Genomic DNA, 26264 nt, shown 5'->3' with positions numbered 1-26264 from the left:
TGCGACACCCGGGCGACCGAGCCGCTCACACGTCCTCCTCGGCCGCCTTCTCCAGCTGGAACGCCTCGTTGCCGAGCCCGATCCTGGCGTGCGCCTCGGGCTTGCGGGCCCGCAGGTAGAGGCCCTGGAGGATGCCCGCCAGGGCGGCCAGCACGATGATGCCGGGCAGCACCCAGCTCAGCGAGGAGTCGGGGCCCGCGCCCACGAGGACGTCGAAGTCCTTGACGGTGTAGACGGCGATGACGAGCAGCGAGACACCGGCGATCACGGAGGCCACGAGACGCCAGGCCTGGGCTCCCGCGGCGCCCCGGCGGGCGAAGAACACGACGACGGAGAGCGAGGCCGCGGCCATCAGCACGATCACGCCGAGTGCGCCGACGTTGCCCATCCAGGTGAACAGCTGCAGCACGGGCGCGGTCGGGTCGCCGGTCGGCTTGTCGTCGGCGACGGCGAACGCCCCGACGACCACCACGGCGATGACGGTCTGCAGCAGCGATCCGGTGCCGGGCGCGCCGCTCGCGCCCGTGGTCCGGCCGAAGACGGAGGGCAGCAGGCCCTCCCGGCCCATGGCGAAGGCGTACCGGGCGACGACGTTGTGGAAGCTGAGCAACGCCGCGAACATGCCGGTCACGAACAGCACATGGAGCACGTCCGTGAACGTCCCGCCGAGCCGCTCCTCGGTGAGGAAGAACAGCAGCCCCGCACTCTGCTTCTGCGCGGCGCCCACGATTCCCGAGGGCCCGGCGGCGACGGTCAGCGCCCAGGAGCTGAGCGCGAAGAAGGTGGCGACGAAGCCGATCGCAAGGAACATCACGCGCGGGACCAGGATGTGCGGGCGGCTGGTCTCCTCCGCGTACACGGGGGCCTGTTCGAAGCCGGTGAAGGCGGCGATGCAGAAGCACAGCGCGGTGCCGACGCCCGCTCCGGTGAGGGTGTCGGGGTTGAAGGCGTGCAGCGACAGGCCCTCCCTGGCGGGGTCGGCGACGGCCGCGACGTCGAAGATGACGACCAGCGCGACCTCGATGACCAGGAGCACGCCGAGCACCCGCGCGCGTTCACGTCGATCTTCAGCCAGCCGAGCGCGCCGACGGCCAGCGCCGCCACCAACGCCGGTATCCACCAGGCGACTTCGACCTCGAGGTAGGTCGCGAACAGGCCGGACACCTCGAAGCCGAAGATGCCGTAGATGCCGATCTGCAGCGCGCTGTACGCGACGAGCGCGACCGCCGCGGCACCCGAGCCCGCGGTGCCGCCGAGGCCTCGGGAGATGTACGCGTAGAAGGCGCCCGCGTTGTGGACGTGGCGGCTCATCTCGGCGTACCCGACGCTGAAGAGGACGAGCACGATGCCGAGAAGGACGAAGAGCAGCGGCTGGCCGACGATGCCCATCACCGCGAATGTGGTGGGCATGACACCCGCGACCACCATGAGCGGGGCGGTCGCCGCGAGGACGGAGAGCAGCAGTCCCCCCGTGCCGAGCCGGTCGGAACGCAGGGCGCGGTCCTGACCCTTGAATGTACTGATGCCGCCGCCGTCGGCGGCGGCCTGTCTACTCGTGCTCGACGCACTTGAGGTATGCGAACTGCCCGTCGTCATGGCGGGATTGTCCTTTCGGATGTTCCAGTGGCTGCGGTGTGGGCGTTTGTTCAAACCGTCCCGAGCACGCTGTCGCGTGCGGCACGGAAGGCTTTGTGCGGGTCGCGGTCGGGGTATGACCACGGCACCGGGGTGGCGTACGGCCCGACGCGATGGAAGAGGGCGGCGGCCTCGGCGCCCCGACCCTCGCAGAACTTGGCGTGGGCAAGGAAGTTGAGGTCGATCTGGCTGCGCGGATGGTCGTCGCGCTCCCACTCCAGCCACCAGTCGAAGGCCGCCTTCATCACCTGGCGGGCCCGGCGCCCGACCCAGTGCCCGGAGGCCACGGGATCGGCGGGCTCGACGCCGGCGGCGGCCAGGACGCGATAGCGCTCGGCGTGCGCGACGACGGGGAGGATGGCCAACGGCGAGTCGGCGGGGGCCTGTTCGGCCGACCAGGTCGCGAAGTCGTAGACCTCGTGCAGCGGGTCCTGCCCGGCGTCAGGTCTTCGCTCGGCGAGCCGGGCCACCATCAGATGGTGGGCGTGGTGGTGGTCGGCGTACCGGTGCCGCACCTCGTCGAAGAGCTGGACCACGTCCTGCTCACCCCCGAGCACGCGCTCCAGCATCAGCAGCCCGAGCCAGGGCGTGGGGTCGGCGGGCAGCAGTCCGGCCGCGACACGACAGGCCTCGCGCGCCCGGGCGGGCTTGTCCTTGCCGTTCAGGGCGCGCTGCACGGTGGCGAGGGCGAGCAGCACGGAGGCGTCGCCCGACTCGGGCTCGGCGACCAGCCAGTCACGGGCCCAGGCCTGGGTGCTGGACTCCTGCGCGAGGGCGGTGACGCGGTGACCGCGGCGGTCCCAGTCGTCGCCGGTCTCGACGAGCAGACCGCGTACGGCTGTCCACCGGCCCTGGGCCAACGCGGCGCGGGCGGCGACGAGTTCGGCGTCGTCGAGCGCGGCGTCGAAGGCCTGGGCCGCGCGTTTGCGACCGCGTCCCAGGGGTGGTGGGGGTGGAGACACCGCGGAACTTCCTCACACGACGCGGTAATTCAGTGGGCGTTTTGTGCAACCGGTTGACATTTACCGGAGGTTGGATTCTGTCAGGGGCCAATTACGGACAGCCAACCCCCAGCCAATGGTTCGCGTCAAGCCCGGACAGCGCTTTACACGCGTCAACGACCTGTCGGCGGCCCCCAGTTGAGGCCGCCGCAACCTCACCGTCAGCCGACGGCCTTCGCCGCGGCCCGCCCGGCCGCACGCCCCGAGAAGAGACATCCGCCGAGGAACGTCCCTTCCAGGGACCGGTATCCGTGCACTCCGCCGCCGCCGAACCCGGCGGCCTCCCCCGCCGCGTACACGCCGGACAACGGGTCACCGCCCTCGGTGAGCACCTGGGACGAGAGGTCGGTCTCCAGACCGCCGAGCGTCTTGCGGGTCAGAATATTGAGCCGTACGGCGATGAGCGGCCCGGCCTTGGGGTCGAGAATGCGGTGCGGAGTGGCCGTACGGATCAGCTTGTCGCCGAGATAGGCGCGGGCCCCGCGAATGGCCGTGACCTGAAGGTCCTTGGTGAACGGGTTGGCGATCTCCCGGTCCCGCGCTGTGATCTCGCGCCGCAGCTCACCCTCATCGATGAGCGACTCCTTGGTGAGCGCGTTCATGCCCCGCACCAGAGCACCAAGATCCTTCTCCACCACAAAATCGACGCCCTTGTCCATGAACGCCTGCACCGGCCCCGGCACATCGGCCCGCGCCCGCTGGAACACGCCCTTGACGGACTTGCCCGTCAGATCGGGGTTCTGCTCGGAACCCGAGAGCGCGAACTCCTTGCCGATGATCTTCTGGTCGAGCACGAACCACGTGTAGTCGTACCCGGTCTTCATGATGTGTTCGAGCGTGCCGAGGGTGTCGAAGCCGGGGAAGAGCGGGACCGGCAGCCGTTTGCCGCGCGCGTCCAGCCACAACGACGACGGCCCGGGCAGGATGCGGATGCCGTGCTTGTCCCAGATGGGGTTCCAGTTCTGGATGCCCTCGGTGTAGTGCCACATGCGGTCGCGATTGATGAGACGCGCACCCGCGCCCTCCGCGATGCCGAGCATCTCACCGTCCACATGCGCGGGCACACCGGAGATCATCCGCTCGGGCGGAGAGCCCAGCCGCTCGGGCCAGTTGGCGCGCACAAGATCATGGTTGCCGCCGATCCCTCCCGACGTGACGATCACGGCCTGGGCCTTGAACTCGAAGGCGCCGGCAACAGCGCGCCCACTGGCCTGTCCACGCAGGATGTCCGACGGCTCAAGCACCTCACCGCTCACGGTGTCGACGTCACCCGCGCTCCGCGACAGCCCGGTGACCCGATGCCGGAACTTGAGCTGTACGAGCCCACGGGCAACCCCCGCCCGCACCCGCCGCTCGAAAGGCGCGACAAGCCCCGGCCCCGTACCCCACGTGATGTGGAACCGGGGCACGGAATTGCCATGCCCATTGGCGTCGTATCCGCCCCGCTCCGCCCACCCCACCACGGGAAACCATCGAACGCCCTGCTTGTGCAGCCAGGACCGCTTCTCGCCGGCCGCGAAGTCGACGTACGCCTCGGCCCACTTCCGGGGCCAGTGGTCCTCCGGGCGGTCGAAGCCCGCGGTGCCCATCCAGTCCTGGAGGGCCAGCGCGTGACTGTCCTTGATCCGCATCCGGCGCTGCTCGGGAGAGTCCACGAAGAAGAGCCCGCCGAACGACCAGTGCGCCTGGCCGCCGATCGACTGCTCCGGCTCCTGGTCGAGAAGGATCACCTTGCGCCCCGCGTCGACGAGCTCCGCGGTCGCCGCGAGCCCGGCGAGGCCCGCCCCGATCACGATCACATCTGCGTCGTACGCCATGAGCAGTGCCTCCTCGGCCTTGTTACTGGTCGGTCAGATCCTTGGGCAACGGAGTGACCCAGTCAACTGCCGGGTTCCGCGGACTCGGGCTACAGTCGGTCGATACCCGCACCCCGCCCCGCCACCGTCCGAAATCCCCGAGGTACGCAGCGTGTCGGTCCTGGTTCTCCTCCTCTCCGTCGGCGCGGCCTGCTGTCTCGGCTTCGGTTTCGTCCTCCAGCAGAACGCCGCCTCGCACGCTCCGCTGGGCGACTTCCTCTCCCCCCGCCTGCTCCTCGACCTGGTGCGGGTGCCTCGCTGGCTGGGCGGCATCGGGCTGATGGTCGTCGGCATGGTGCTCGGCGCGATCGCCCTCTCGAACGGCGAGATCTCCCTGGTCGAACCACTGCTGGCGACGAACCTGGTATTTGCACTCGTACTCTCCCGCCGCCAGACCCGACAGCCGCTCGGACGACAGGGCTGGGCAGGACTCCTCCTGCTCGCGGGCGGCGTGACGGCGTTCATCGTGGCCGGCCAGCCACAGGGCGGCGACGCCCGCACGGACCCGTTCCGCCAGTGGCTGATCATCGGCACAGTGCTCGGTCTCGCCCTACTCCTCACCACCTACGCCAAGCGATCCCTCCTGAGCGCAGGCCCGGTACTCCTCGGCGTGGCCGCCGGACTCCTCTACGGCGTCCAGGACGCCCTCACCCGCGTGAGCGGCCAGCGCTTCTCCGACGGCGGCTGGATCGCGCTGGCCACGGGATGGCAGGTCTACGGGGTCGTGGCGCTCGGCATCACGGGCCTCGTACTGGTCCAGAGCGCGTTCGAGACGGCCCCCCTCCGCATGTCACTGCCCGCACTCACCGCCGCGCAGCCGCTCGCCGGTATCGCCTGCGGAGTGGGCTTCCTCGGAGACCGGCTCCGCACCGACGCGGGCGCTCTGACCTGGGAGGTCCTGGGCCTCGCCGGGATCGTGGCCGGAGTGGTGCTGCTGGGCATGCACCCCGCGATGCCGAGCGGTACGGCACCCAAGGAACGAGTCCGGGTCCAGGTATGAGCTCCGCCGACGAGATCCTGGACATCGTCAACGAACACGACGAGGTCGTAGGGCAGGCCAGACGCGGCGACACATACGCACAGGGGATGCGACACCGCTGCGCGTTCATCCAGGTCAAGGACGCTCAAGGCCGACTGTTCATCCACCGCCGCACCCCCACCAAACTGGTGTTCCCCTCCCTGTACGACATGTTCGTGGGCGGAGTCGTAGGCGCGGGCGAGACGTACGACGAAGCGGCGCTCCGGGAGGCCGAGGAGGAACTCGGCGTCTCCGGGCTCCCCCGCCCGACCTTCCTCTTCAAGTTCCTGTACGACGACGGGGCCGGGAAGTCCTGGTGGTCGGCGGTGTACGAGGTGCTCTGCGAACTGCCGGTCGAACCTCAACCGGAGGAGGTCGCCTGGCACGGGTTCCTGCCGGAGGCGGAGGTGCACCGGCGCCTGACGGAGTGGGAGTGGGTACCGGACGGCCTCGCAGCGTATTCGCGGCTGCGGGCTTTGCGGGAACGGGGTTGAGTCTCACCTGCGGGTAAGTGGGGGCTGGTCGCGCAGTTCCCCGCGCCCCTGGGTAAGAGGTGGTTGAGGTCGGCGTACGTCTGCGGGCGCGCTGTGGCTGATCGCGCAGTTCCCCGCGCCCCTGGGTGGGAGGGGGTGGGGGCCGTCGGTCCTCCGCGGGCCGCGGTCGTGCGCGCCTGCCCATCGCCCTGGGGGGCGGGGTCGCGGCGGGGTATCCGTCCTCGGTGTGGCGCGACTGCGTAAGTTCCGTAGGGGCCCGGTGCGGACGCGCCACCCGCTGCGGGCGGACACCCCGCCACGTCCCCTCGGGCCGTACGGCGACTGACGGCCGTCCCACAACCGGGCCGCAAGCCGCCGACGCGCGTGGGGCGGGGCCGTGGCGGTGTGTCAACGTTCGCGACGTACGGCTCCCGCTGGAAACGCCCACCATTGATATTCAGGGCCGTGTGCCCAGCAGTCGCGAACGTGACATACCGGTACGGCCCCGCCCCACCCACCGACAACGGGCGCCACCCCGGCCATGGGTAAGGTCCTACAGGTGATCGAATTCAGGCGGAACATCCAGTTGTGGTTCGCACCTGAGCGGATCAAGGAAGACGGCCGTACACCGGACTACCGCTTCTCGCTGGCGAACGAGCGGACGTTTCTGGCCTGGTTGCGGACCGCGCTCGCCCTGATCGGCGGCGGCTTCGCCGTGGACCAGTTCCTTCCGGACCTGCGATGGGCCTGGCGGGCCGGCCTGGCGCTCGGACTGCTCGGCGCCGGAGTGCTGTGCGCGCTGCGGGCAGTGAACCACTGGGTGCGGTGCGAGCAGGCGATGCGAAGGAACGAGGACCTCCCAGTGTCCCGGTTTCCCGCACTGCTGAGCATCGGTGTGGCCGTCGTGGCCGTCGCCATGGTCGTGGTCGTCCTGTTCGGCTGGGAGGGGTGATGGAGCCCCACCAGGACGACCGGGACCCCGGCCTGCAGCCGGAACGTACGAGGCTGGCATGGCGCCGTACAACCCTGGCAGGGACCGTCGCGACCGTACTGGCCGTGAAGGCGGCGCTGAGCGGCGGAGCGGACGCGGCGGACATCACAGTGGCCGCACTCTGCTGCGGCCTCTGGCTGGGTTTCCTGGCCGTGGCACACCGCAGGATCCGCGTACTGGCCGACGGCGGCGAGCCAACCACGCTCACACCGAGACACGCCGGGACCGCCGTCCTCTGCACGGTCGCACTGGCGGCATGCGCGGTGGCCCTGGTCCTCTGAAGGCACCCCGCCCGCTCCCCCTCCGAGGCATCCGGACAACACGCAAGCCATTTTGGACAGATATGCGCCTTTTATCTGGCTAGCCTGACCGGCGTCACACTCCGCACCCCTCCGAAGGCGAGCACCATGACCACCCTCCACCAGGAACACACCGCCCACGAGCACGCCCACGGCCCGGACTGCGGGCACGCCGAGGTGCCGCACGGCGACCACGTCGACTACGCGCACGACGGGCACCTGCACCGGCAGCACTCGGGACACTGGGACGAGTGCGAGCCGGGCGGGCACGTCACCCACGAGGCGCACAGCCACGAGCACGGCAAGGACTGCGGACACCCGGCCGTGACGCACGGCGACCACGTGGACTACGTTCATGACGGTCACCGCCACGCCCGGCACGACGGGCACTGGGACGACCACTAGGCGACCGCCGGGCACGAAGAGCAAGGAACCCCCCGAGTCGCCGACGACGACTCGGGGGGTTCTTCGCGACCGAGACGCCAATCACGTTTCGCCCCCGCACTGGACTGCATACCGACCGGTCGGCATCATGTGGGGAGCCCCGATTTCCGGCGTACGGAGGAAACACGATGAGTTCAGACCACCCGCCAGGTCTCGATCTCGACCGGCTGCGCGGCCTGCTCGACAGCGAGCGGCCCGGACTGGTCGACGGCCCGTTGACCGGCCGGCTGATCGAGGGCGGACGGTCGAACCTCACGTACGCGGTGACGGACGGCACCTCGAAGTGGGTGGTACGCCGGCCCCCGCTGGGCCATGTCCTGGCGACCGCGCACGACATGAAGCGCGAGCACCGGGTGATCAGCGCACTGCACCCCACGGCCGTACCGGTGCCGCGCACGCGCCTGCTGTGCGAGGACGTGGAGGTGCTGGGCGCGCCGTTCTACGTCATGGACTTCGTGGAGGGCACGCCCTACCGGACCGCCGAGCAGCTCGCCCCGCTCGGCCCGGAGCGCACGCGCGGCTCGGTGCTCGGCCTGGTGGACACGCTGGTCGAGCTGCACGCGGTGGACCCCGCCGAGGTGGGCCTCGCCGACTTCGGCCGCCCCGAGGGCTTCCTCGACCGGCAACTGCGGCGCTGGGGCAAGCAGTTGGACGCCTCCCGCAACCGCGACCTGACCGGCATCGACGAACTGCACGCCGCCCTGGGCCGCGAGCTGCCCAACTCCCCCACGCCCACGGTCGTGCACGGCGACTACCGCCTCGACAACGTGCTGATCGGCGAGGACGACGAGATCAAGGCGATCCTCGACTGGGAGATGTCCACGCTGGGCGATCCACTCACCGACCTGGGGCTGCTGGTGATGTACAGCATCCCGCTCGGCATGCCCGACTCGCCGGTCTCCACGACGGCCAGGGCCGCCGGGCATCCGGAGCCGGCGGAGCTGATTGAGCGGTACGCCGCGCGCTCGGGGCGCGACGTGTCCGCCGTCGCCTGGTACACGGCGTTCGCGTGGTTCAAGCTCGCCGTGATCCTGGAGGGCATCCACTACCGCTACACACTGGGCCAGACCGTCGGCGCGGGCTTCGACCGCATCGGCGACCTGGTCCCCGTCTTCATCGAGCACGGCCTGACCACTCTTCAGGAAGGCTGACCGGCCATGGACTTCGCATTCGACGCACGCACCGAGGAGCTGCGCGCCAAGCTTCTCACCTTCATGGACGAGTACGTCTATCCGGCGGAGGCGGTCGCTCACGAGCAGCGCGAGCAGCTCGCCTCGCCGTGGGACACCCCGGCCGTGGTGGAGGAGTTGAAGGCGGAGGCCCGCCGCCAGGGCCTGTGGAACCTCTTCCTCCCGGACTCCGAGTACGGGGCCGGGCTGACGAACCTCCAGTACGCGCCGCTCGCCGAAATCACGGGCCGTTCACCGCAGTTGGCGCCGACCGCGCTGAACTGCGCGGCGCCGGACACCGGCAACATGGAGGTGCTCGCGCAGTTCGGCGACGATCAGCAGCGGAAGCAGTGGCTGGAGCCGCTCCTCGCCGGTGAGATCCGTTCGGCGTTCGCGATGACGGAGCCCGAGGTGGCCTCGTCCGACGCCACGAACATCACGACGCTGATCGAGCGAGCCTCCGACGGCACAGACGAGTACGTCGTGTCCGGCCGCAAGTGGTACATCTCCGGGGCGATGAACCCGGACTGCAAGATCTTCATCGTGATGGGCAAGACGGATCCGGACGGGTCGGACATCCGCCGCCAGCAGTCGATGGTGCTGGTGCCGCGTGACACCCCGGGCGTCGAGATCAGGCGTGCCATGCAGGTCTACGGCTACGAGGACCACTCCCACGGCGGTCACGCCGAGGTGGTGTTCCACGGGGCGCGGGTTCCGGTCTCGAACCTCATCGGTGAGGAGGGCGGCGGCTTCGCCATCGCGCAGGCGCGGCTGGGTCCGGGCCGGATCCACCACTGCATGCGGCTGATCGGCATGGCCGAGCGGGCGATCGAGCTGATGTGCCGACGGGCGGTGTCCCGTACGGCGTTCGGCAAGTCGCTGGCCCAGCAGGGGGTCGTGCACAACTGGATCGCGGACGCGCGGGTGGCAGTCGAGCAGTTGCGTCTGCTCGTCCTCAAGACGGCCTGGATGATGGACACGGTCGGCAACAAGGGTGCCCACGCCGAGATCCAGGCCATCAAGATCGCCACGCCTCGTACGGTGGTCGACATCATCGACAAGGCGGTCCAACTGCACGGCGCGGGCGGAGTCAGCCAGGACTTCCCCCTCGCCGAACTCTGGGCCGGCGCGCGCACCTTGAAACTGGCCGACGGTCCGGACGAGGTCCACCAGCGGTCCCTGGCGCGCCGGGAACTGAAGCGGTACGTCTGACCCGCAAAAGACTGCGCAGTTCCCCGCGCCCCTGAAAAGGGGCGCGGGGAACTGCGCGACCAGCCACAACGACCCTGCGCTACGGTCTCAGCGCCCGCAGCAGCAAGTCCGCCAAGTGGTCGGCGACCTCCGTCGGGGTCATCGGGCCCTCCGGGCTGTACCACGTGGACAGGTGGTGCACGGACCCGAAGTGATAGTCGACGACGAGATCCGCCGGAGTCGCCTTCGAGAAGACCCCGGCCTCCTGCCCCTCCTCGATCAGCGCCCGGAACCGCTCGTGGTACCGCCGCCGCTCGGCCCGCACCTGCTTGTTCTTCTCAGGACTCAGATGGTGCATCGAGCGAAAGAAGATCGCCGCGTCGTCGAGGTTGTCGATCGTCGTGACGACGACATCGGCGGCGGCCCCCCGCAACCGCTCCTCGACAGGCGCGTCCGCGTCGGCGAAGGCGTCGAGCCGCTCCTGCTGAACCCGCAGCACACGCGCGTACACCTCGTGGAGCAGGTCGTCCTTGGAGCCGAAGTAGTGGTACAGCGCCCCCTTGGTGACACCGGCCGCCTCGACGATCTCCTGGACCGAGGTGCGGTCGTAGCCGCGCTCGGCGAAGAGCCGGGTGGCGGCCGCCAACAGCCGCCGCGGGACGGGCGTGCCGTCCCCGTCCGTCGTCCTGGGCACTGCCGCCACCTGCCTTCCAGTGTTCTGTGTGCAGTTCTGTATGCGTGGTCCGCCGGTCGTCCCCCGGCCGCCCGACGGCGGTCTACTGACCGTCCTGCGACCGGTGACGCAGCTCCCGACGGAGGATCTTCCCACTTGCCGTCTTCGGCAAGTCGGGCAGGATCTCGACCTGGCGCGGGTATTTGTAGGCGGCCAGTCTCTCCTTGCAGTACGCGGCGAACGCATCCGGGTCCTCTTCCGCACCCGGCCGAAGGCTGACGTAGGCCTTGACGGTCTCGCCACGGTATCCGTCGGGCACCCCGACGACGGCCGCCTCACGGACCGCCGGGTGGGTGTACAGGACGTCCTCGACCTCGCGCGGCCACACCTTGAATCCGGAGGCGTTGATCATGTCCTTCTTGCGGTCGACCACGTAGAGCCAGCCGTCCGCGTCCATGAAGCCGATGTCGCCGGTGCGCAGTTCGCCGTCAGGGAAGGTCTCCGCGGTGGCCTCGGGGCGGCGCCAATAGCCGGGCACGACCTGCGGACCGCGTACGAGGATCTCGCCCTGCTCGCCGAAGGGGACCTCCGCGCCCTGGTCGTCGACGATCCTCACCACTGTGTCGGGCCCGGGCAGGCCGACGGCCAGCGTCCCGGAGACGGGGTCGACGGGGGCCTCGCGACCGGGCGGCACGGAGGCGCAGGGAGCGGTGCACTCGGTGAGTCCGTACCCGTTGCGGATGTACGGCCCGAAGCCCGCCCGGAACTTCTCGACGAGCGCGGGAGGCACGGGCGCGCCGCCGGAGGAGATGTTCACGAAGGAGGAGAAGTGGTCCGGCGTGACGGACGGGTGCGCGGCCAGGGCCATGAAGGCGGTCGAGGGGCCGACCGTGTAGTGGGGCCGGTGCTCGGCGAACGCGTCGAGGACGACCCCCGACTCGAAGCGGTACGCGAGGACGAGCGTGCCCACGCTGTTGAGGCACGCGGCGAACTGGCAGACCATCCCGGTGATGTGGAACAGCGGCGCCATCGCGAAGTACACGGGCGCCTCGGGCAGCGCGAGGCCGGTCCGCTGCCGCTCGGCGTTGTACATGATGTTGCCGTGGGTGTTGGTGGCTCCCTTGGGGGCGCCGCTGGTGCCCGAGGTGTAGCTGATCAGCGCCACGTCCGAGGGGCCGGGGTCGCGGTCCTCGGGGGCCTTGTGTCCGGCCCTCGCGACGGTGAGCAGGTCGTCGGCGTCCGGAGCCTGCGGCAGCCGCTCGAAGTTCAGCACGCGTACGTCGCCCCGGGTCTGGAGATCCAGTTCGCAGCCGGTGAGCACGACGCGTACGGGCGAGTCGGCGGCCGTCTCGCGCAGGTACGACTCCCAGGCCCGGTCGGAGCAGATCAGCGCGGTGACCTCGCCGTCCCGCAGGACGTGGGTGACCTCCCCCGACTTGTACATCGGGTTGACGGGCAGGACGGTCGCGCCGGCCTTCCAGGCGCCGAGGACGGCGAGGACGAAGAGCGGGGAGTTCTGCAGCAGGACGGCGACCCGGTCGCCGCGCTCCAGGCCACGGGCGGCGAGGTGCCCGGCGACGGAGTCGCTCAGCTCGTCGACCTCGCGGTAGGTGAGCCGTCCGTCGAAGTAGGCGAGAAAGGTGGTGTCGGGGGCCTCGGCGACGGCCCGGCGCAGGGCGTGCACCGGCGAGTCGACCGGGCTTATGGACCCGCGCTGGGCCTCGTTCAGAAGCGCGAGCCACGGCTGGGCCGCGTACAGGGAGGTGGTCACCGGCCGTCCGCCTCCCACTTCTGCTGGATGTGGTTCATGTTCGTCAGCCAGCGGTCGGGGTCGGCGGCCCGCGCCCGGTAGTAGTCGGCGACCTCGGGGTGCGGCAGGATCAGGAAGCGGTCTTCTTCGATCCCGGCGAAGAGGGCGTCGGCGACGTCCTCGGGCTCGATGGCGGTCGGCACGAGGACGAGATCGCCGGCGCTGCCGGTGCTCGCGAGCATGTCGGTGCGGACGCCCTGCGGACAGATCGCGTGGACCTTCAGACCGCGGTGGCGGTAGGTGAGGGAGAGCCACTCGGCGAAGGCGTACGCGCCGTGCTTGGTGACGCTGTACGGGGCCGCGCCGACCATGGTGAGCAGCCCGGCCGCCGAGACCGTGGAGACGAAACGGCCGCTGCCGCGCTCCAGCCAGCCGGGGATCAGCTGGTTGGCCGCACGGACGTGGGCCATGACGTTCACGTCCCAGGCGAGCTCCCAGACCCGTTCGGGAGCCGCCTCCGAGCCTCCGGAGCCGAGCCCGGCATTGGCGCAGTACACGTCGACCGTGCCGCCGAGGGCGTCCTGGGCCTCGGCCACGATCGCGGAGGCGTCCCCCGGAACGGCGATCGCCCCTGTCTCCTCGGCAACGGCCTTCGCCTTCCCGGCATCCAGATCATTGACGACGACCCGGGCCCCCTCGGCAGCGAACCGCCGCGCCAACGCGGCCCCGATGCCCCCTCCAGCTCCGGTGACAACCACTCCGGCACCCTGCACGGCTTCCACCTTCGGTCTCCTTCGACACGACGAGATGAGGCTCTGCTCGACCGTCAGACTAACCGGTCGGTATGCGCCCCGTAAGGGGCGCGGGGCTGCGTCAATCTGCGGCTCCGCCGCGCGGGCGCGACAAGCCACAATGCACCCGCAGCTTACGAACGACCTGCGGAGCCCTTAGCGTGCTCGTGCCAGTCTTCCGCGACCACGGAGGTCACACATGCGCCGCCTCTCCAGACGGAGTCTCCTCGCCGCAACGACCGCCGCGGCGGCGTTCTCGGCGAACCCGCCCACCACAGCCGCGGCCGCCCAGGAACCACAGGAACAAAGGGGCGCCCGCCGCCTGCGAACCGGCTTCGAACGCCTCGCCGCGGACGGCTACACCCTCCTCGACGGCGAACGCGTCGGCATCGTCACCAACCCGACCGGCATCACCCGGGACGTCCGCCACATCGTCGACGTCATGCACGCGGACGACCGAGTGGACCTCGTGGCCGTCTTCGGCCCCGAGCACGGCTTCCGGGGCACCGCCCAGGCGGGCGGCTCCGAGGGCCGCTACGACGACCCGGCGACCGGCCTCCCGGTCTACGACACGTACCTGAAGAGCGGGCAGCCGCTGGCCGACATCTTCACGGCTTCCGGCGTGGACACCGTCGTCTTCGACATCCAGGACGCGGGCGCCCGCTTCTACACGTACATCTGGACGCTGTACGACTGCATGGAGGCGGCCCGGCTCGCCGGGAAGCGGTTCGTGGTGCTCGACCGGCCGAACCCGGTGACCGGCCGGAGCGCCCAGGGCCCCGTGCTGCACAAGGAGTTCGCTACCTTCGTGGGCCGGGAGCCGATCTCGCAGGCGCACGGGATGACGGTGGCGGAGCTGGCGCGGCTGTTCAACAAGGAGTTCCTCGCGGCGCCGGTTCCGCTGGACACCGTGCTGATGTCGGGCTGGAAGCGGTCGGACTTCTATGACGCCTCGGGTCTCCCCTGGGTGCCGCCGAGCCCCAACATGCCGACGCCGGACACCGCGCTCGTGTACTCGGGGACCTGTCTCTTCGAGGGGACGAACCTGTCGGAGGGACGCGGCACGACCCGCCCGTTCGAGCTGCTCGGCGCGGAGGGCATCGACCGGCGGTGGGCCGCCGAGGCGGGGCAACTCGGGCTGCCCGGTGTGCACTTCAGGGAGGCGTACTTCGCGCCCACCTTCTCGAAGTTCCAGGGCAGGACCGTCGGGGGCGTACAGATCCATGTCCACGACCGGGCCGCGTACGACCCCGTACGCACCGGGATCGCGCTGCTGGTGACCGCCAAGAAGGTGTGGAGCGGCTTCGCCTGGCGCTCCGACAACTGGATCGACAAGCTGACGGGGTCCACGCAGGTCCGCACGATGATCGACGCGGGCGCGGGTGCCGACGAGGTCGTGGCGGCCTGGCAGGGCGAGCTGGCGGCCTTCCGCCGGACGCGCGGGAAGTACCTCCTGTATCGCTGAGACATGGGTTCGGGCCGGTCGGACCGCACCTGACGTATGGCCAACTCCCCTCCGCGGCGGGACGATGCCCGCAAATGAGCGGGTTACGGGGGCCGAAGGAGGCTCGTCATGGCGGAGCCGGAAGTGGGTGTGACTCCCTACTGGGAGCTGACGTTCGACGCGGACGGGGATGTGAACGCGGGGCAGCGCGACCGGCTGCTGAAGGAGGCGCCGGAGCGGGGCGTCAAGGATCTGATCGTGTTCGCGCACGGCTGGAACAGCGACCGGTCGGGGGCGACACGGCTCTACAGCCGGTTCTTCGAACCGTTCCCCGGGCTCGCGCCGAACGCCCGGCTCGGGTTCGTGGGCGTGGTGTGGCCGTCGATGCGGTTCTCGGACGAGCCGATCCCCGACTTCGAGCGGACGGTGACGGCGGCGGCCGTGGGGCCGGCCCTGGACAACAGCACACGCACCGGTCTGCTGGAGGTGTTCCCCGGCCGGGCCACCCTGGTCGACCAGATCGCCCGGATGCTCGACCAACAGCCTGACGAGGAAGCGGCGTTGGAGGAGTTCGGGCGGCTCGTACGGCTGCTCGTCGAGCTGCATCCCGAGGCGCCGGGAACGGCGTTCGCCGCGGACACCGTGGCGGCGGCCGGGCCGCAGTGCGACCCGGAGATGTTCCTCGGGGACGCGGCGGAGATGTGCCGGGAGTTCGCGCGGGCGCTGGCGGAGGAACGGGCCGGAGCCGACGGCGAGCTCGCGGTCGGAGTCGGTGCCGGAGCCGGGTTCGGGGCCGGAGCCGAGGGAGTCCAGGCCTCGTTCGGGCTCCCCCGGGTCTGGGACGGCGCTCATGAACTGCTGCGGCAGGCAACGTACTTCGCCATGAAGCGGCGGGCGGGCACGGTCGGTGAGCGCGGTCTTGGCCCGCTGGTCGGACGGCTCTCGCAGGTGGCACCCGGGCTGCGGGTGCATCTCGTGGGGCACAGCTTCGGCGGGCGCCTGGTGTCGTTCGCGCTGCGCGGGCTGCCCAGGGGCGTACGGAACGTGAAGTCGGTGACCCTGCTCCAAGCGGCCTTCTCCCACTACGCGTTCGCGGCCCGGCTGCCGCACGACGCGCGGGGCAAGGGCGTCCTGCACGGCCAACAGGACCGTGTCGACGGCCCGTTGGTCTGCTGCTTCTCGCGCTTCGACTCGGCGCTCGGGACGGTCTACCCGATGGCCTCCCGCATGGCGGGCGACAGCAGCTCCGCCGCCGACCTCCGGCTGCCGCGTCTTCTGGGCAGCAAGTGGGGGGCGTTGGGGTTCGACGGGGTGCAGGCGGTGGCGGGCACGAAGGGCTTCGAGCTCGCCGACGCGCTGCGGGCGAAGCTGCCCGTGTCGGGGTGCGTGAACATCGACGCGTCCGCGGTGGTGAAGCGCGGCGGAGCCCCGTCGGGGGCCCACAGCGACATCTGCCACCGGGAGTTGGCGCAGGTGGTGCTGGCGGCGGGCCGCATCCAGTGACCCGCCGCCTGCTGGTGCCTGTCGTCACCGGTGCGAGGCGAACTCCACGACCTGCTGGTAGGTCGGCCGGTTCTGCCAGCTGATCCTGCCGTGCTTGATGCCGCCCAGCGTGCGCTGGTTGACCGAGTCGGCACACCACTGGTCGCCGGCCGAGCAGAGGTCGTCGCCCGGGTAGACCTGGGCGGCGGTCTTCGCGGCGGCCTCCTTGAGGCTGTTGATCAGGATGGTCCGGCAGGCGCTGAGACTGCCGCCGCCGCAGTACGGCTTGGCGAGTCCGCCCTCGACGGTCTCGCCGAGCACCGCCCGGATGTCCTTGTGGACGTAGCTCCACCAGCCGTACTGGAAGGAGCTTCCGGCGTGCGAGCCGGTGGGCCCGTGTCCGGCCGACGGGGCCTCGTCCACGGGGAGGTTGCTGGTCATGGCGGTGTAGAGGTCGCTGCCGAGACCGGGTTCGAACTCGGCCTTCACCAGCAGCGGCCACCAGGCGTCCAGGATGCGGATCGCCTCGGCGTTGGCGTACGCCTTCGAACCGGCCGAGGTCTCCTTGCGTTTGGCGCCGGCCGTCACCCAGTCGGACAGTTTCGTCACGGCCGCCGCGGCAGCCGAGTCGGTGACCGGCGAGCTGTTGACGACCTTCAGCAGCTTCGGCAGTACGTCCTCGGCGCGCAGGTCGGCCAGCGCCGCGTCGGCCATCGCCTTGGTGAGCGACGCCCTGGTCACCCCGCCCGCGGTGACCAGCTTCTTCACCCGGTCCTCCAGGAGGTTGCCGCGGTGGACGGAGCCGTTGCCCCAGGGAGCCGTGGTGTAGTCCTTGGCCTGTTTGTTGTTCCAGGAGATGTAGTAGTCCTGGTCGACGGAGTTGGGGTGGGCGGACGCCGGGGTGTAGTCGGCGGTGTTCGTCGTCGGCGTCCAGTTCTTCCACTCGTACGCGGACTGCGCCCAGACCGGGAACTCGGCGTCGACACCGTTGGCGCGGACCGGGTTGTCACCGCTGTTGTAGTACGCGGTGTGCTGCGAGTCGGCGTAGAACCAGTTGAAGGTGTAGTTGATGTGCTGCACCGCCGACTGGAAGGTCTGGGGGCTCTTCACATAGTCCGGGTCGTTGAGCATCTGGAAGCCGATGATCGAGTCGGCCTCGTGCATGTAGGAGGAGCGCAGGGTGGTGTACGCGACCCGTTTGCCGTCGACGGTGGCGCGGTGCGTCACCGGGCCGTATTTGGTGCGCCAGACCTGCATGCGGTACGAGCCGGCCGCGGTGCCGTCGGCGGTGGTGGGCTTCCAGGCGTTGGTCTGCTCGATCTTCTCCATGGCCGTGCAGGTGCCGCGGTAGAGGTAGTGGGTGTCGTCCTGGCACAGCTCGACCGCGTAGGTGTCGATGATGTCCTGGCCGGAGGTCGTGGCGCTCCACGCGTAGTCCTGGCCGCGGCCGAGTTCGACGTACATGCTCAGGCCCGCGAAGGAGGCGCCGCGGGCGCTGAGGCCTGGGCCCTGGATCTCCTGGAGCATCAGCAACTGTGGCGCGAAATAGCCGGTCTGCGGTCCGAAGACGGCGATCGGGTTGCCGCTCGCCGTGCTCTTGCCGCTCACCACGAGGGCGTTGGACATGCCGCGCTTCGCCGAGCTGAGGGCGCTCGCCGTCGCCGCGGCGGACGTCCCGGTGGCCGTGGCGGTGGCCGCGCTGCCCGTGCGGTCGTAGACCAGCAGCACCTCGGCCACCGAGCCCGCGGCGGGCAGGGCTTCGCCCTGGGGGTCGGCCGGCTTGGTGGCGTACGGGAAGCTCTCGCCGTTGTGGACGGTGAGTACTGCCTCGGGGTCGTTGCGCTCGCGGAAGGACTCCCAGACCTTGGTGCCCTCCTCCACGCCGTACTTGGACTGGGCGGCGAGGAGCGAGATGGCGTTGTTGACCTCGCCGCCGCCTCCTGAGCCGAAGAGCGCGCCGATGACGGAGGCGAGGGCGACCAGGTCGGTCTCCTTGAAGTGCTCGATGGTCCCGGCGTTGGTGACGGAGTCCTTGTGGCCGGTCAGGACGTACTCGCCGGGGAAGTAGCGGCCGCTGTCGGAGGCGTCGATGTAGGCGTTGATGCCGGCGATGTAGGCCCTGACGTCGTCGAGGGCCTGCCGGCCGCGGGCGCCGTTGGTGGCGACGGCGTTGTCGATCTGGGCCTGGAGATCGGCCTCCGTGTAGGGGGCATGGCGCCAGAACTCCTGCTCAAGGCCCTGGTTGGAGGGTGCGCCGCCGGCGAAGGGGGTCAGCTTGCCGCGTCCGACGTGCCGGAAGACGTCCATCAGCCACAGCCGGTCCTGGGCGGCCGCGTATCCGGCGCCGAACTCCGTGCCGTAACGCGTGGTGCCTGTGATGTGCGGCACACCGGTCTTCTTGTCGCGGACGATCGTGACGTCGGTGCGTCCGGCGGGCTTCAGGGTCGACTCGACCTGGTCGGCGGGGACCCCGAACGAGGCGTCCCTGAAGAAGTCGTTGATCTTGGCGTCGGTGAGCCCGGAGTAGCCCGACGCGAGGCTGCCGTAGGGCGCGAGCTGGTCGTCCGCGTGTGCGGGCTGGGTGCCGAAGGCCTGGTTCAGGAGAATCTCGGCAAGGGTCGCGTTGCCGTTCTGGCCCGCCGGGAGGATGTCCGAACACCGGCCGCCGCAGTAGTCGTTCGCGGCTGCCGCGGCCGTCGCCGAGGCGGGCTGCGCGGCGGCCGCCTGGGAAAGCGGAGACAAAAGACCGGCAACGAGAACGCATATGGATGCGCCCTTGAGGAACTTGGTGAATCTGCGGGGAGTTCTCTGTCTGTCGAGGATGGTGCGTGGGGTACGCCGGGGCATGGCTGGCTCCTCGCGACGGGGGTGAGCCGGACGTTACCGCCGGTATCCCCGCGTTTGAAGATGAACATGCGTCACTTTTGGCGTCGGCGGGGCCGGAGGATCCCCCGACGCACCGCCGGCCGCACCGGCCGACGGCGAGAAGCAGACGGTGGACGGCCGAGAACCGTCTGATGGACGGTCCGAAATCGTCCGATTGGCGGCTTTTTATCGGTCGCCGAAAAACAGATGGAGCCGAATCGCGTGTCGATACGTCTATTCGGCGACGTCCTTTCGACGACGCCGAAGTGACCGAAGTACAGGTGCAGGTGTGACGGAGGTGCAGGGCGATGGCCGGCTTTCGGAGTCTGGCGAGACAGGTGCGCGACCCGAGGAGCGATCTGGCACTGCGGCGCTATTCACTGCGCAAGTGCCTTGAGAGGTTCGCTCCTTACGGTCACCGGGCGACCTGGGACCATCTGTGCTCCCGGGCCGGGTTCGGCCCCGAGGACCGGTCCCCCGATCCAGCGCGGCTCGTGGCCGCACTGGACGAACTGGAGGAGGCGCGCTCCGTATGGCTCGCCTACGAGGTCGAGTTCGCACAGCGCCGCAAGAAGGAGAAGCACGACGGTCTGCGCAGCCCTGGCAGCGTGGACGACTGGCACCGGCTCACCTGGGGCGGCTTCGGGGTCGCCTGGTGCGACGACCCTCGGGTCCACCCGCATGAGCCGATGGCCGAGGTGCTGCGCCGGCTGATCGCCGCCCTGGAGCGCGAGCCGGGCACCGTCTGCCCGGTCTGCTCGGGCGAGCGCCTCACCTGGAAGTACGACCTGGCCCACGAACCGTCCACGGGCCCGGTCTGCACGGCCTGCGGGATCGTGGTCCCGCGGCCGGTTCTCACGCCCGAGGCCCTGGCAGAAGCCAGAAGAGGGCGTCTATTGGTGTCGGTGGCGAGCTAGGCGTGCCGGGGGTGCGCCGGCGGAACCGCACCCCCGGGCGATCGGCTACGGCGTCTTGACGTCGGTGTGGATGGCGAGCTTGAACTCGGCGAGCATCAGCGGTGTAGAGACCTTCACGTCCCCCGCGCCGCGCACGGAGATCTTCAGCCCGAGCGGCGTCCCCGGATGGACGAACATCTGCCACATGTAGGTGCGGTACTGGCCGCCCCGGGTGGGTGCGATGTCGGTCGTGGCCGTCGAGTTGTAGCCCGTCGAGAGGTTCAGCGGGTCCCGGACGTAGCGCGCCCGGTACTCGAGTCCGGCGGAGTCCGCCTCCCAGAAGACCATCGCGGACAGTACGCCCCAGCCGTCGTGGCTGGGCCAGATCAGGCCCGAGCGGGCGTCGGGGAACGTCGACGCGCTGTCGCCGCCCTGCGCCGGGTCGTGCATGTTCCAGGGGTCGTACTGCTCCTCCCCCGTGACGTACGGGAAGCGCACGAGGTGGTACCCGTCGCTGTCGTACGTGATCGTCTGCGCCCCCGTGTGCGCGGCTTCCCACTTGAGCGAGCAGATGGCCAGGCTCATCGCCTGTTCCTCCTTCGATCTCCGGTTGTCAGTGGCGCCTGGCACCATCGGGGGCATGGTGCAGGTGTGTGTGAACGGGGGACGCGGGTCCGGCGACGGTGCTCTCGTGCCGTTGTCGCCGGCGGCGATGGCCGACTCCGCGGCGGAGGCCGTCGCGGTCGGGGCGTCGGACATCCATGTACATCCCAAGTCCCCCTGTGGAGAAGACACGCTGTCGCCGAAAGCGGTTGCAGCGACGCTGGAGCAAATACGTTCCCGGGTCACCGCCCCCGTCGGCGTGACCACCGGAGCCTGGGCCGAGCCCGACCCCGCCACCCGCGTGGCCCGCGTCCGCGAATGGACCGTCCTGCCCGACCACGCCTCGGTCAACTGGCACGAGCCGGGAGCCGAGCAGGTCGCCGCCGCACTCCTGGAGCGTGGCGTGGCCGTGGAGGCGGGCATCTGGTCCGACACGGACGGAGCCGCACGCTTCGCGGCCTCACCACTCGCCCCACGGGTCCTGCGCATCCTGGCGGAGGTCACGGACCCGAACCCCGACACGGCGGAGGACTCGGCCCGGGGGCTGCTGGCCGCACTCACCGTCACTCACGGCCGTCCCGTTCTGCTGCACGGCGAGGAGGGCGGCACCTGGCCCGTCCTGCGGCTCGCCGGACGCCTCGGTCTCGCAACACGGATCGGCCTGGAGGACACGCTGTTCCTGCCGAACGGCCAACGGGCGCTGTCCAACGCGGAGTTGGTGACAGAGGGGCTGGTCCAGCACGAGAGAGCGCGGCGTTCTCCGTAAGGGGCGCGCCCCTTAGGGGCGCGGGGAACTGCGCGACCAGCCCCCACCGGGCCCGCACGTCACCACCCACCCTCAAGCGGAACACATAGCAGCCCCAAAATCCCTCGCTCCACCCCTTTCCCGTACGGACAGTTGGAGGCGATGAGACCGGTCTGAGGAACCCGAGGAGTCCCACCATGTCGACGCTGCGCGTCACCGCCGAAGTGCTGACCGTCCACGAGCATCCGAACGCCGACGCGCTCGAACTGGCCCAGGTGGGCCTGTACCGAGCAGTCGTCGCCAAGGGCGTGTACCGCACCGGTGAGACCGCCGTCTACATCCCCGAGCAGTCCGTGCTGCCAGAGGAGCTGATCGAGGAGCTGGGCCTGACCGGACGCCTCGCGGGCAGCAGGTCGGACCGGGTCAAGGCGGTGCGGCTGCGCGGCGAGCTGTCGCAGGGGATCGTCTGCCGGCCAAAGGTGCTGGCGGGCGTCGACCTCGCCCGGGCCGCGGCGGACGGCACGGACTTCGCCGAGCGGCTCGGCATCACCAAGTGGGTGCCGCCGATACCGCCCACGATGGACGGCGAGGTCGAGCCGGCCCCCGATCTGCTGCCCTGGGTCGACATCGAGAACATCCAGCGCTACCCGGACATCTTCACCCCGGGCGAGGACGTGGTCCTGACCGAGAAACTGCACGGCTCGGCCTGCCTGCTCACGTACTTCGCCGAGGACGGCCGCGTCCAGGTCTCCTCGAAGGGCTTCGGCGCCAAGTACCTGGCCCTGACGGAGGACCCGCGCAACCTGTACTGGCGCGCGGTCCACGGCCACGGCGTCACCGCGGCCGCGGCCCGGCTCGCCGAGCGGCTCGGCGCGCGCCGCGTCGGCGTCTTCGGCGAGGTGTACGGAGCGGGCGTACAGGACCTCACCTACGGCGCCGACGGCCGCCGCGAGTCGCTCGGATACGCCGTGTTCGACGTGTCCGCGGAGATCGACGGCGAGGTCCGCTGGCTGGACGCGACGAAGCTGCTCACGGGCGAACTGCCGCTCGTGCCACGGCTCTACGAGGGTCCGTACGACATCGGCCGCGTCCTGGAGTTCGCCTCCGGGCGCGAGACGGTGTCCGGGCAGGGGCTGCATCTGCGCGAGGGTGTCGTGATCAGGCCCGCCACCGAGCGGTACAGCCCGGTGACGGGCGGCCGGGCCGTCGCGAAGGCGGTCAGCCCGGCGTATCTGACACGCAAGGGCGGCACGGAGTACGAGTGAGGAGGGGCCCGGGGTCTCAAGAGCCCCGGGCCTCAGAACCCGAGGCCATGGCAACCCGAGGTCCCAGGAACCCGGGGCCCAGAAGCGCGGGGGCCCAAGAACCCGAGAGCCCAGGAGCCCGAGAGCCCAGGAGCCCGGGGCCTGAGGAGCCCAGGCCTCAAGAGCCCGAGGTCTGAAGGGCCCGGGCCCCAGAAGCCCAGTGGCCGCTTCAGCCGCAGTTCCTGGGCTCCTTCTCCGGCTGCTCGCGCTGGTTCCTGGCGCCCGGGCGTTCCACCATCAGGCGGGAGCCGCTCTGCCGTTCACCGAAGACGTCGTCGGGGTTGGACAGTACGCAGGTCTCCAGCGAGAGACAGCCGCAGCCGATGCAGTCGGTGAGGTGGTCGCGCAGGCGGCCCAACTGCTTGATGCGCTCGTCGAGTTCGGACCGCCAGGCCTCCGAGAGGCGGGCCCAGTCCTCGCGCGTCGGAGTGCGCTCCTCGGGCAGCTCGGCGAGCGCGTCGCGGATCGTGGCCAGCGGGATGCCGACCCGCTGCGCGGCCCGCACGAAGGCGACGCGGCGCAGTGCGTCGCGGTGGTAGCGGCGCTGATTGCCTGTCGTGCGGCGGCTGCTGATCAGGCCCTTGGACTCGTAGAAGTGCAGGGCCGAGACCGCGGCACCGCTGCGGGCCGACAGCTGGCCGACCGTGAGTTCGTGGATCTTCTCGGGAATCTGGGGCACCTCTCGAAGCCTACCCATGCCGTCGACCTGCCTCGCCCGCCCTCCTTGTCACGCGTCACGCTTCCGGTCCGTTGACAGGGAACTCTCGCCCTACCATGCTAAGCAGTTGCTTAGACATTGCTACGCGGGAGGCCAGGGACATGGCAGAGCCGAGGATCTTCACGTCCGCCGACGAACTGAAGGCGGCGGTGGACGAGCAGTTGGGGTACAGCGACTGGCTGGAGGTCGACCAGAAGCGGATCGATCTGTTCGCTGACGCGACAGGGGACCACCAGTGGATCCACGTGGACCCCGAGAAGGCCGCGGCGGGTCCCTTTGGGACGACGATTGCCCACGGGTATCTGACGTTGTCGCTGCTGCCGCTGTTCGGGCCGCAGCTGATCAAGGTCGAGGGCGTCAAGATGGGTGTCAACTACGGGACGAACAAGGTTCGTTTTCCCGCTCCTGTGCCGGTGGGGTCGCGGCTGCGCGCGACGGCGAAGATCACCGGTGTCGATGAGGTGCCGGGCGGGGTGCAGGTGTCCGTGGGCTTCACCGTGGAGCGTGAGGGGGGCGACAAGCCGGTTTGTGCGGCTGAGTCGGTGTCTCGGTACTACTTCTGACCGGTCGCGTGTTGGCCGCGGGTGCGTTGGGGCTGGTCGCGCAGTTCCCCGCGCCCCTTGAGGGGCGCCCTGCGCGGCGCGAACAACCCAGCGGGCTATTTCCTGGCCCCGACCATCCTCAGGACCAGGTCCGCGTAGAGGGTGCCCACCTCGTCCGGTGTCCTCGTGCCGTTGACGTTGAACCAGCGGGCCACGTCGATGCACAGGGAGAGGACCGCGAGGGTGGTGCCCGGGACGTCCGGGACGTCGAAGTCGCCCGCCGCCACACCGTCCTGGATGATGCCGCGGACCTCGGCGTCGACCTGGCGGCGCAGGGCGATGATCTCGGCCCGGGCGTCCGGGCCGAGCGAGTCCAGTTCGTACTGCACGACCCGGGCGGTGGTACGCCCACCTGCGTGCCAGCGGACGAAGGAGCTCACGGCGTCCGCCAGCCGCTCGGCGGCACCGCCCTCGCCCTGGGCCGCCGTCCGCAGGATCTCCAGGGCCTTCTCGTGGCCGATCCTGCTGATCCGGTGGAGCAGTTCTTCCTTGGTCTTGTAGTGGATGTAGAGCGCGGCCGGGCTCATCCCCGCCCGGCCGGCGATGTCACGGGTCGTCGTCGCGTGGTACCCGCGCTCGGCGAAGGCCTCCACGGCGGCGACGAGCAGCCGCCGGGCCGCGTCCGGGGTGACCTCGGCCCACGGCGGCATCTCCGCACCGGCCGTCTCCTCCGCCGTACTCATCGCTGGTTCGCCCCTTCCACTGGCAGAACGAACACCATACCTCCGATACTGAGCGGGCGCTTAGAGTGCCCGATCAGAGGCGTGGAAAACCCGCTCGGAGCTTCACCGCTTCAGGACTTCGGCTTCACAGCTTCTCGAAGGGGTCGTGTGCGGCGAGGAGCTTCTCCAGTCGGGCCTGGTCGACCCGGCTGACGATCTGCCCGGCCTCCTGACGGTCGCGGATCACCTTGGCGAGGGTGAAGGCGGAGGTGACGAGGTAGAGGACGGCGATCCCCAGGAAGGCGCGCACCCAGGTGTCGGCCTCCAGCTTGAAGATGCCGATGGTGGTCGCGACGACGGCGACGCCGAACGATAGGACCGCCTGGCCGTAGAAGGCGGCGGTGTTCTGCTGCTTGACCGGTGTCTCACTCATGCGCACCAGAGTCGGCCCACCTGGCCGCAGCCACATCCGCTCGCATACTCAGACGCGTACTCAGAAGGCCGAAATCCCTGTCAGCGCACGGCCGATGACCAGTTTCTGGATCTGGCTGGTGCCCTCGTACAGGGTCATCACGCGGGCGTCGCGCAGCAGCTTGCCGACCGGGTACTCGTCGATGTAGCCGTAGCCGCCGAAGACCTGGAGGGCGTTGTTCGCGGCGCGCACGGCGGCCTCCGAGGCGAAGAGCTTGGCCTTGGAGGACTCGGTGGCGAACGGCTCGCCCCGGTCGACGAGATCGGCGACCCGCCAGGTGAGCAGCCGGGCCGCGTCGACGTCCACGGCGATGTCGCTGAGCAGTTCCTGGACGAGCTGGTGGTGGGCGATGGTCTTGCCGAACTGCTCGCGCTCGGTCGCGTACGTCACGGCGGCGTCCAGCGCGGCCTGGGCGATGCCGACACAGCCGGCCGCGACGGACATCCGGCCCTTGGCCAGCGCGGACATCGCGATGGAGAAGCCCTTGCCCTCGGGGCCGAGCATCGTCGAGGCGGGCACGCGGACGTCCTCAAGTGCCAGCTCCGCGGTGGCCTGGCCGCGCAGTCCGAGCTTGCCGTGGACGGTGCGGCGGGTCAGGCCGGGGGTGTCGGTGGGTATGAGGAAGGCGGAGACGCCCTTGTGGCCTGGGGCGTCGGTCGAGCGGGCGAAGAGCAGCACGACGTCGGCCCAGGTGCCGTTGGTGATGAACATCTTGCTGCCGCTGATCACGTAGTCGTCGCCGTCGCGCACCGCCCTGGTCGAGAGGTTGCCCGCGTCGGAGCCGGTGCCCGGTTCGGTGAGACCGAAGCAGCCGACGTACGCGCCCGAGGTGAGCCCCGGCAGCCACTGCCGCTTCTGCTCCTCGCTCCCCCAGGACGCGATGGTCTTGGCGACGAGGCCGAGGGAGACCGAGACGATACCGCGGACCGAGGAGTCACCCCGGCCCAGCTCCTCCGTCACCAGGCAGTACGCGAGGTGGTCGCCGCCGGAGCCGCCGTACTCCTCGTCGACCGTGAGGCCCAGGAAGCCGACATCGCCGAGCTTCTTCACGATCGAGCGGTCGACCTCCTCCGCCCGGTCCCAGGCGACGACGTGCGGGGCGATCTCCCGGTCGACGAAGTCCCTGGCGAGCCGTCGGACGGCGGCCTGCTCCTCGCTGAGCCCCAGGTTCATGGCGAGT

At 70.1% G+C, this 26264-nt stretch carries 24 protein-coding genes and 1 pseudogene; 13 read left to right on the top strand and 12 right to left on the bottom strand.

The genetic code is table 11. The features are described 5' to 3' along the window. Window positions 1-25: 25 nt before the first annotated feature. From QF035_RS40580 to QF035_RS40570, 3 genes and pseudogenes are all read right to left on the bottom strand, one after another. A pseudogene (locus QF035_RS40580) lies at window positions 26-1596 on the bottom strand (APC family permease). 50 nt (window positions 1597-1646) lie between these two features. Continuing rightward, on the bottom strand, window positions 1647-2597 hold the full coding sequence (locus QF035_RS40575; RefSeq protein ID WP_307526248.1) for a hypothetical protein: 951 nt from the start codon (window positions 2595-2597) through the stop codon (window positions 1647-1649). Between the two features lie 200 nt (window positions 2598-2797). Then, on the bottom strand, window positions 2798-4453 hold the full coding sequence (locus QF035_RS40570) for an FAD-binding dehydrogenase (RefSeq protein ID WP_307526246.1): 1656 nt from the start codon (window positions 4451-4453) through the stop codon (window positions 2798-2800). Between the two features lie 151 nt (window positions 4454-4604). On the opposite strand from QF035_RS40570, the gene QF035_RS40565 reads away from it, so the two are divergent. The 7 genes from QF035_RS40565 to QF035_RS40535 all read left to right on the top strand — a co-directional run bounded on the left by QF035_RS40565 (window position 4605) and on the right by QF035_RS40535 (window position 10098). Continuing rightward, the gene (locus tag QF035_RS40565) at window positions 4605-5492 is read left to right on the top strand and encodes a DMT family transporter (RefSeq protein ID WP_307526244.1); all 888 of its coding nucleotides are present in this window, start codon (window positions 4605-4607) and stop codon (window positions 5490-5492) included. Continuing rightward, window positions 5489-6004, top strand: a complete 516-nt coding sequence (locus tag QF035_RS40560) for an NUDIX hydrolase (RefSeq protein WP_307526242.1) — start codon at window positions 5489-5491, stop codon at window positions 6002-6004. Before QF035_RS40565 ends, QF035_RS40560 begins: the two co-directional genes overlap by 4 nt. A gap of 538 nt (window positions 6005-6542) precedes the next feature. Continuing rightward, window positions 6543-6935, top strand: coding sequence for a YidH family protein (locus QF035_RS40555; protein ID WP_307526240.1), 393 nt, complete (start codon window positions 6543-6545; stop codon window positions 6933-6935). Continuing rightward, the gene (locus tag QF035_RS40550; RefSeq protein ID WP_307526238.1) at window positions 6935-7255 is read left to right on the top strand and encodes a DUF202 domain-containing protein; all 321 of its coding nucleotides are present in this window, start codon (window positions 6935-6937) and stop codon (window positions 7253-7255) included. Before QF035_RS40555 ends, QF035_RS40550 begins: the two co-directional genes overlap by 1 nt. A gap of 126 nt (window positions 7256-7381) precedes the next feature. Next, the gene (locus QF035_RS40545; RefSeq protein ID WP_307526236.1) at window positions 7382-7678 is read left to right on the top strand and encodes a hypothetical protein; all 297 of its coding nucleotides are present in this window, start codon (window positions 7382-7384) and stop codon (window positions 7676-7678) included. Between the two features lie 167 nt (window positions 7679-7845). Then, the gene (locus QF035_RS40540; RefSeq protein ID WP_307526234.1) at window positions 7846-8868 is read left to right on the top strand and encodes a phosphotransferase family protein; all 1023 of its coding nucleotides are present in this window, start codon (window positions 7846-7848) and stop codon (window positions 8866-8868) included. A gap of 6 nt (window positions 8869-8874) precedes the next feature. Continuing rightward, window positions 8875-10098 (top strand): acyl-CoA dehydrogenase family protein, encoded by a 1224-nt coding sequence (locus tag QF035_RS40535; protein WP_307526231.1) that lies wholly within the window; start codon window positions 8875-8877, stop codon window positions 10096-10098. Between the two features lie 79 nt (window positions 10099-10177). Here QF035_RS40535 and QF035_RS40530 read toward each other — a convergent pair whose 3' ends face one another. The 3 genes from QF035_RS40530 to QF035_RS40520 all read right to left on the bottom strand — a co-directional run bounded on the left by QF035_RS40530 (window position 10178) and on the right by QF035_RS40520 (window position 13282). Continuing rightward, window positions 10178-10771 carry a TetR/AcrR family transcriptional regulator gene (locus QF035_RS40530; RefSeq protein WP_307526229.1) on the bottom strand — a complete coding sequence of 198 codons (594 nt, stop codon included), beginning with the start codon at window positions 10769-10771 and terminating at the stop codon, window positions 10178-10180. Between the two features lie 82 nt (window positions 10772-10853). Next, window positions 10854-12521, bottom strand: a complete 1668-nt coding sequence (locus QF035_RS40525) for a class I adenylate-forming enzyme family protein (RefSeq protein WP_307526227.1) — start codon at window positions 12519-12521, stop codon at window positions 10854-10856. Continuing rightward, window positions 12518-13282 carry an SDR family oxidoreductase gene (locus tag QF035_RS40520; protein ID WP_307526225.1) on the bottom strand — a complete coding sequence of 255 codons (765 nt, stop codon included), beginning with the start codon at window positions 13280-13282 and terminating at the stop codon, window positions 12518-12520. Before QF035_RS40520 ends, QF035_RS40525 begins: the two co-directional genes overlap by 4 nt. Before the next feature lie 208 nt (window positions 13283-13490). Between QF035_RS40520 and QF035_RS40515 the strand changes: the two genes are divergently transcribed. Together QF035_RS40515 and QF035_RS40510 are read left to right on the top strand one after the other, a co-directional pair. Then, entirely contained in the window at window positions 13491-14756 is a 1266-nt protein-coding gene (locus QF035_RS40515; RefSeq protein WP_307526223.1) for an exo-beta-N-acetylmuramidase NamZ family protein, read from the top strand. A gap of 108 nt (window positions 14757-14864) precedes the next feature. After that, entirely contained in the window at window positions 14865-16238 is a 1374-nt protein-coding gene (locus QF035_RS40510; protein ID WP_307526221.1) for a serine-threonine protein kinase, read from the top strand. 24 nt (window positions 16239-16262) lie between these two features. Here the strand turns inward: QF035_RS40510 and QF035_RS40505 are convergent, their stop codons facing one another. Beyond that, the gene (locus QF035_RS40505) at window positions 16263-19064 is read right to left on the bottom strand and encodes a penicillin acylase family protein (protein ID WP_307526219.1); all 2802 of its coding nucleotides are present in this window, start codon (window positions 19062-19064) and stop codon (window positions 16263-16265) included. 326 nt (window positions 19065-19390) lie between these two features. Here QF035_RS40505 and QF035_RS40500 point away from each other — a divergent pair, with 326 nt between their 5' ends. After that, window positions 19391-19999 (top strand): hypothetical protein, encoded by a 609-nt coding sequence (locus QF035_RS40500; RefSeq protein WP_189840104.1) that lies wholly within the window; start codon window positions 19391-19393, stop codon window positions 19997-19999. Between the two features lie 45 nt (window positions 20000-20044). On the opposite strand, the gene QF035_RS40495 is transcribed toward QF035_RS40500, so the two are convergent. Then, window positions 20045-20563, bottom strand: a complete 519-nt coding sequence (locus QF035_RS40495) for a hypothetical protein (RefSeq protein ID WP_307526217.1) — start codon at window positions 20561-20563, stop codon at window positions 20045-20047. A 55-nt stretch (window positions 20564-20618) separates the two neighbouring features. Here QF035_RS40495 and QF035_RS40490 point away from each other — a divergent pair, with 55 nt between their 5' ends. Both QF035_RS40490 and QF035_RS40485 read left to right on the top strand, forming a co-directional pair. Then, window positions 20619-21347: a 3-keto-5-aminohexanoate cleavage protein gene (locus QF035_RS40490; RefSeq protein ID WP_307526215.1), complete on the top strand. Its 729-nt coding sequence runs from the start codon at window positions 20619-20621 to the stop codon at window positions 21345-21347. Between the two features lie 176 nt (window positions 21348-21523). Beyond that, window positions 21524-22591: an RNA ligase (ATP) gene (locus tag QF035_RS40485; protein WP_307526213.1), complete on the top strand. Its 1068-nt coding sequence runs from the start codon at window positions 21524-21526 to the stop codon at window positions 22589-22591. Window positions 22592-22799: 208 nt separating this feature from the next. Here QF035_RS40485 and soxR read toward each other — a convergent pair whose 3' ends face one another. After that, window positions 22800-23309, bottom strand: a complete 510-nt coding sequence (soxR, locus tag QF035_RS40480) for a redox-sensitive transcriptional activator SoxR (protein ID WP_307526211.1) — start codon at window positions 23307-23309, stop codon at window positions 22800-22802. A 140-nt stretch (window positions 23310-23449) separates the two neighbouring features. Between soxR and QF035_RS40475 the strand changes: the two genes are divergently transcribed. After that, on the top strand, window positions 23450-23911 hold the full coding sequence (locus QF035_RS40475) for a MaoC family dehydratase (protein ID WP_307526210.1): 462 nt from the start codon (window positions 23450-23452) through the stop codon (window positions 23909-23911). A gap of 95 nt (window positions 23912-24006) precedes the next feature. On the opposite strand, the gene QF035_RS40470 is transcribed toward QF035_RS40475, so the two are convergent. From QF035_RS40470 to QF035_RS40460, 3 genes are all read right to left on the bottom strand, one after another. Continuing rightward, window positions 24007-24633, bottom strand: a complete 627-nt coding sequence (locus QF035_RS40470) for a TetR/AcrR family transcriptional regulator (RefSeq protein ID WP_307526209.1) — start codon at window positions 24631-24633, stop codon at window positions 24007-24009. Between the two features lie 124 nt (window positions 24634-24757). Next, window positions 24758-25045: a YiaA/YiaB family inner membrane protein gene (locus QF035_RS40465; protein WP_055612233.1), complete on the bottom strand. Its 288-nt coding sequence runs from the start codon at window positions 25043-25045 to the stop codon at window positions 24758-24760. A gap of 60 nt (window positions 25046-25105) precedes the next feature. Next, a complete protein-coding gene (locus QF035_RS40460; RefSeq protein WP_307526206.1) occupies window positions 25106-26257 on the bottom strand; it encodes an acyl-CoA dehydrogenase family protein in 1152 nt (383 codons plus the stop codon). Window positions 26258-26264: the final 7 nt, after the last annotated feature.

Source organism: Streptomyces umbrinus (genome assembly GCF_030817415.1).
In the GTDB taxonomy this organism is placed as follows: domain Bacteria; phylum Actinomycetota; class Actinomycetes; order Streptomycetales; family Streptomycetaceae; genus Streptomyces; species Streptomyces umbrinus_A.
The sequence above is the reverse complement of the archived record's forward strand: the minus strand, read 5'-3'. Positions and strand labels throughout refer to the sequence as shown.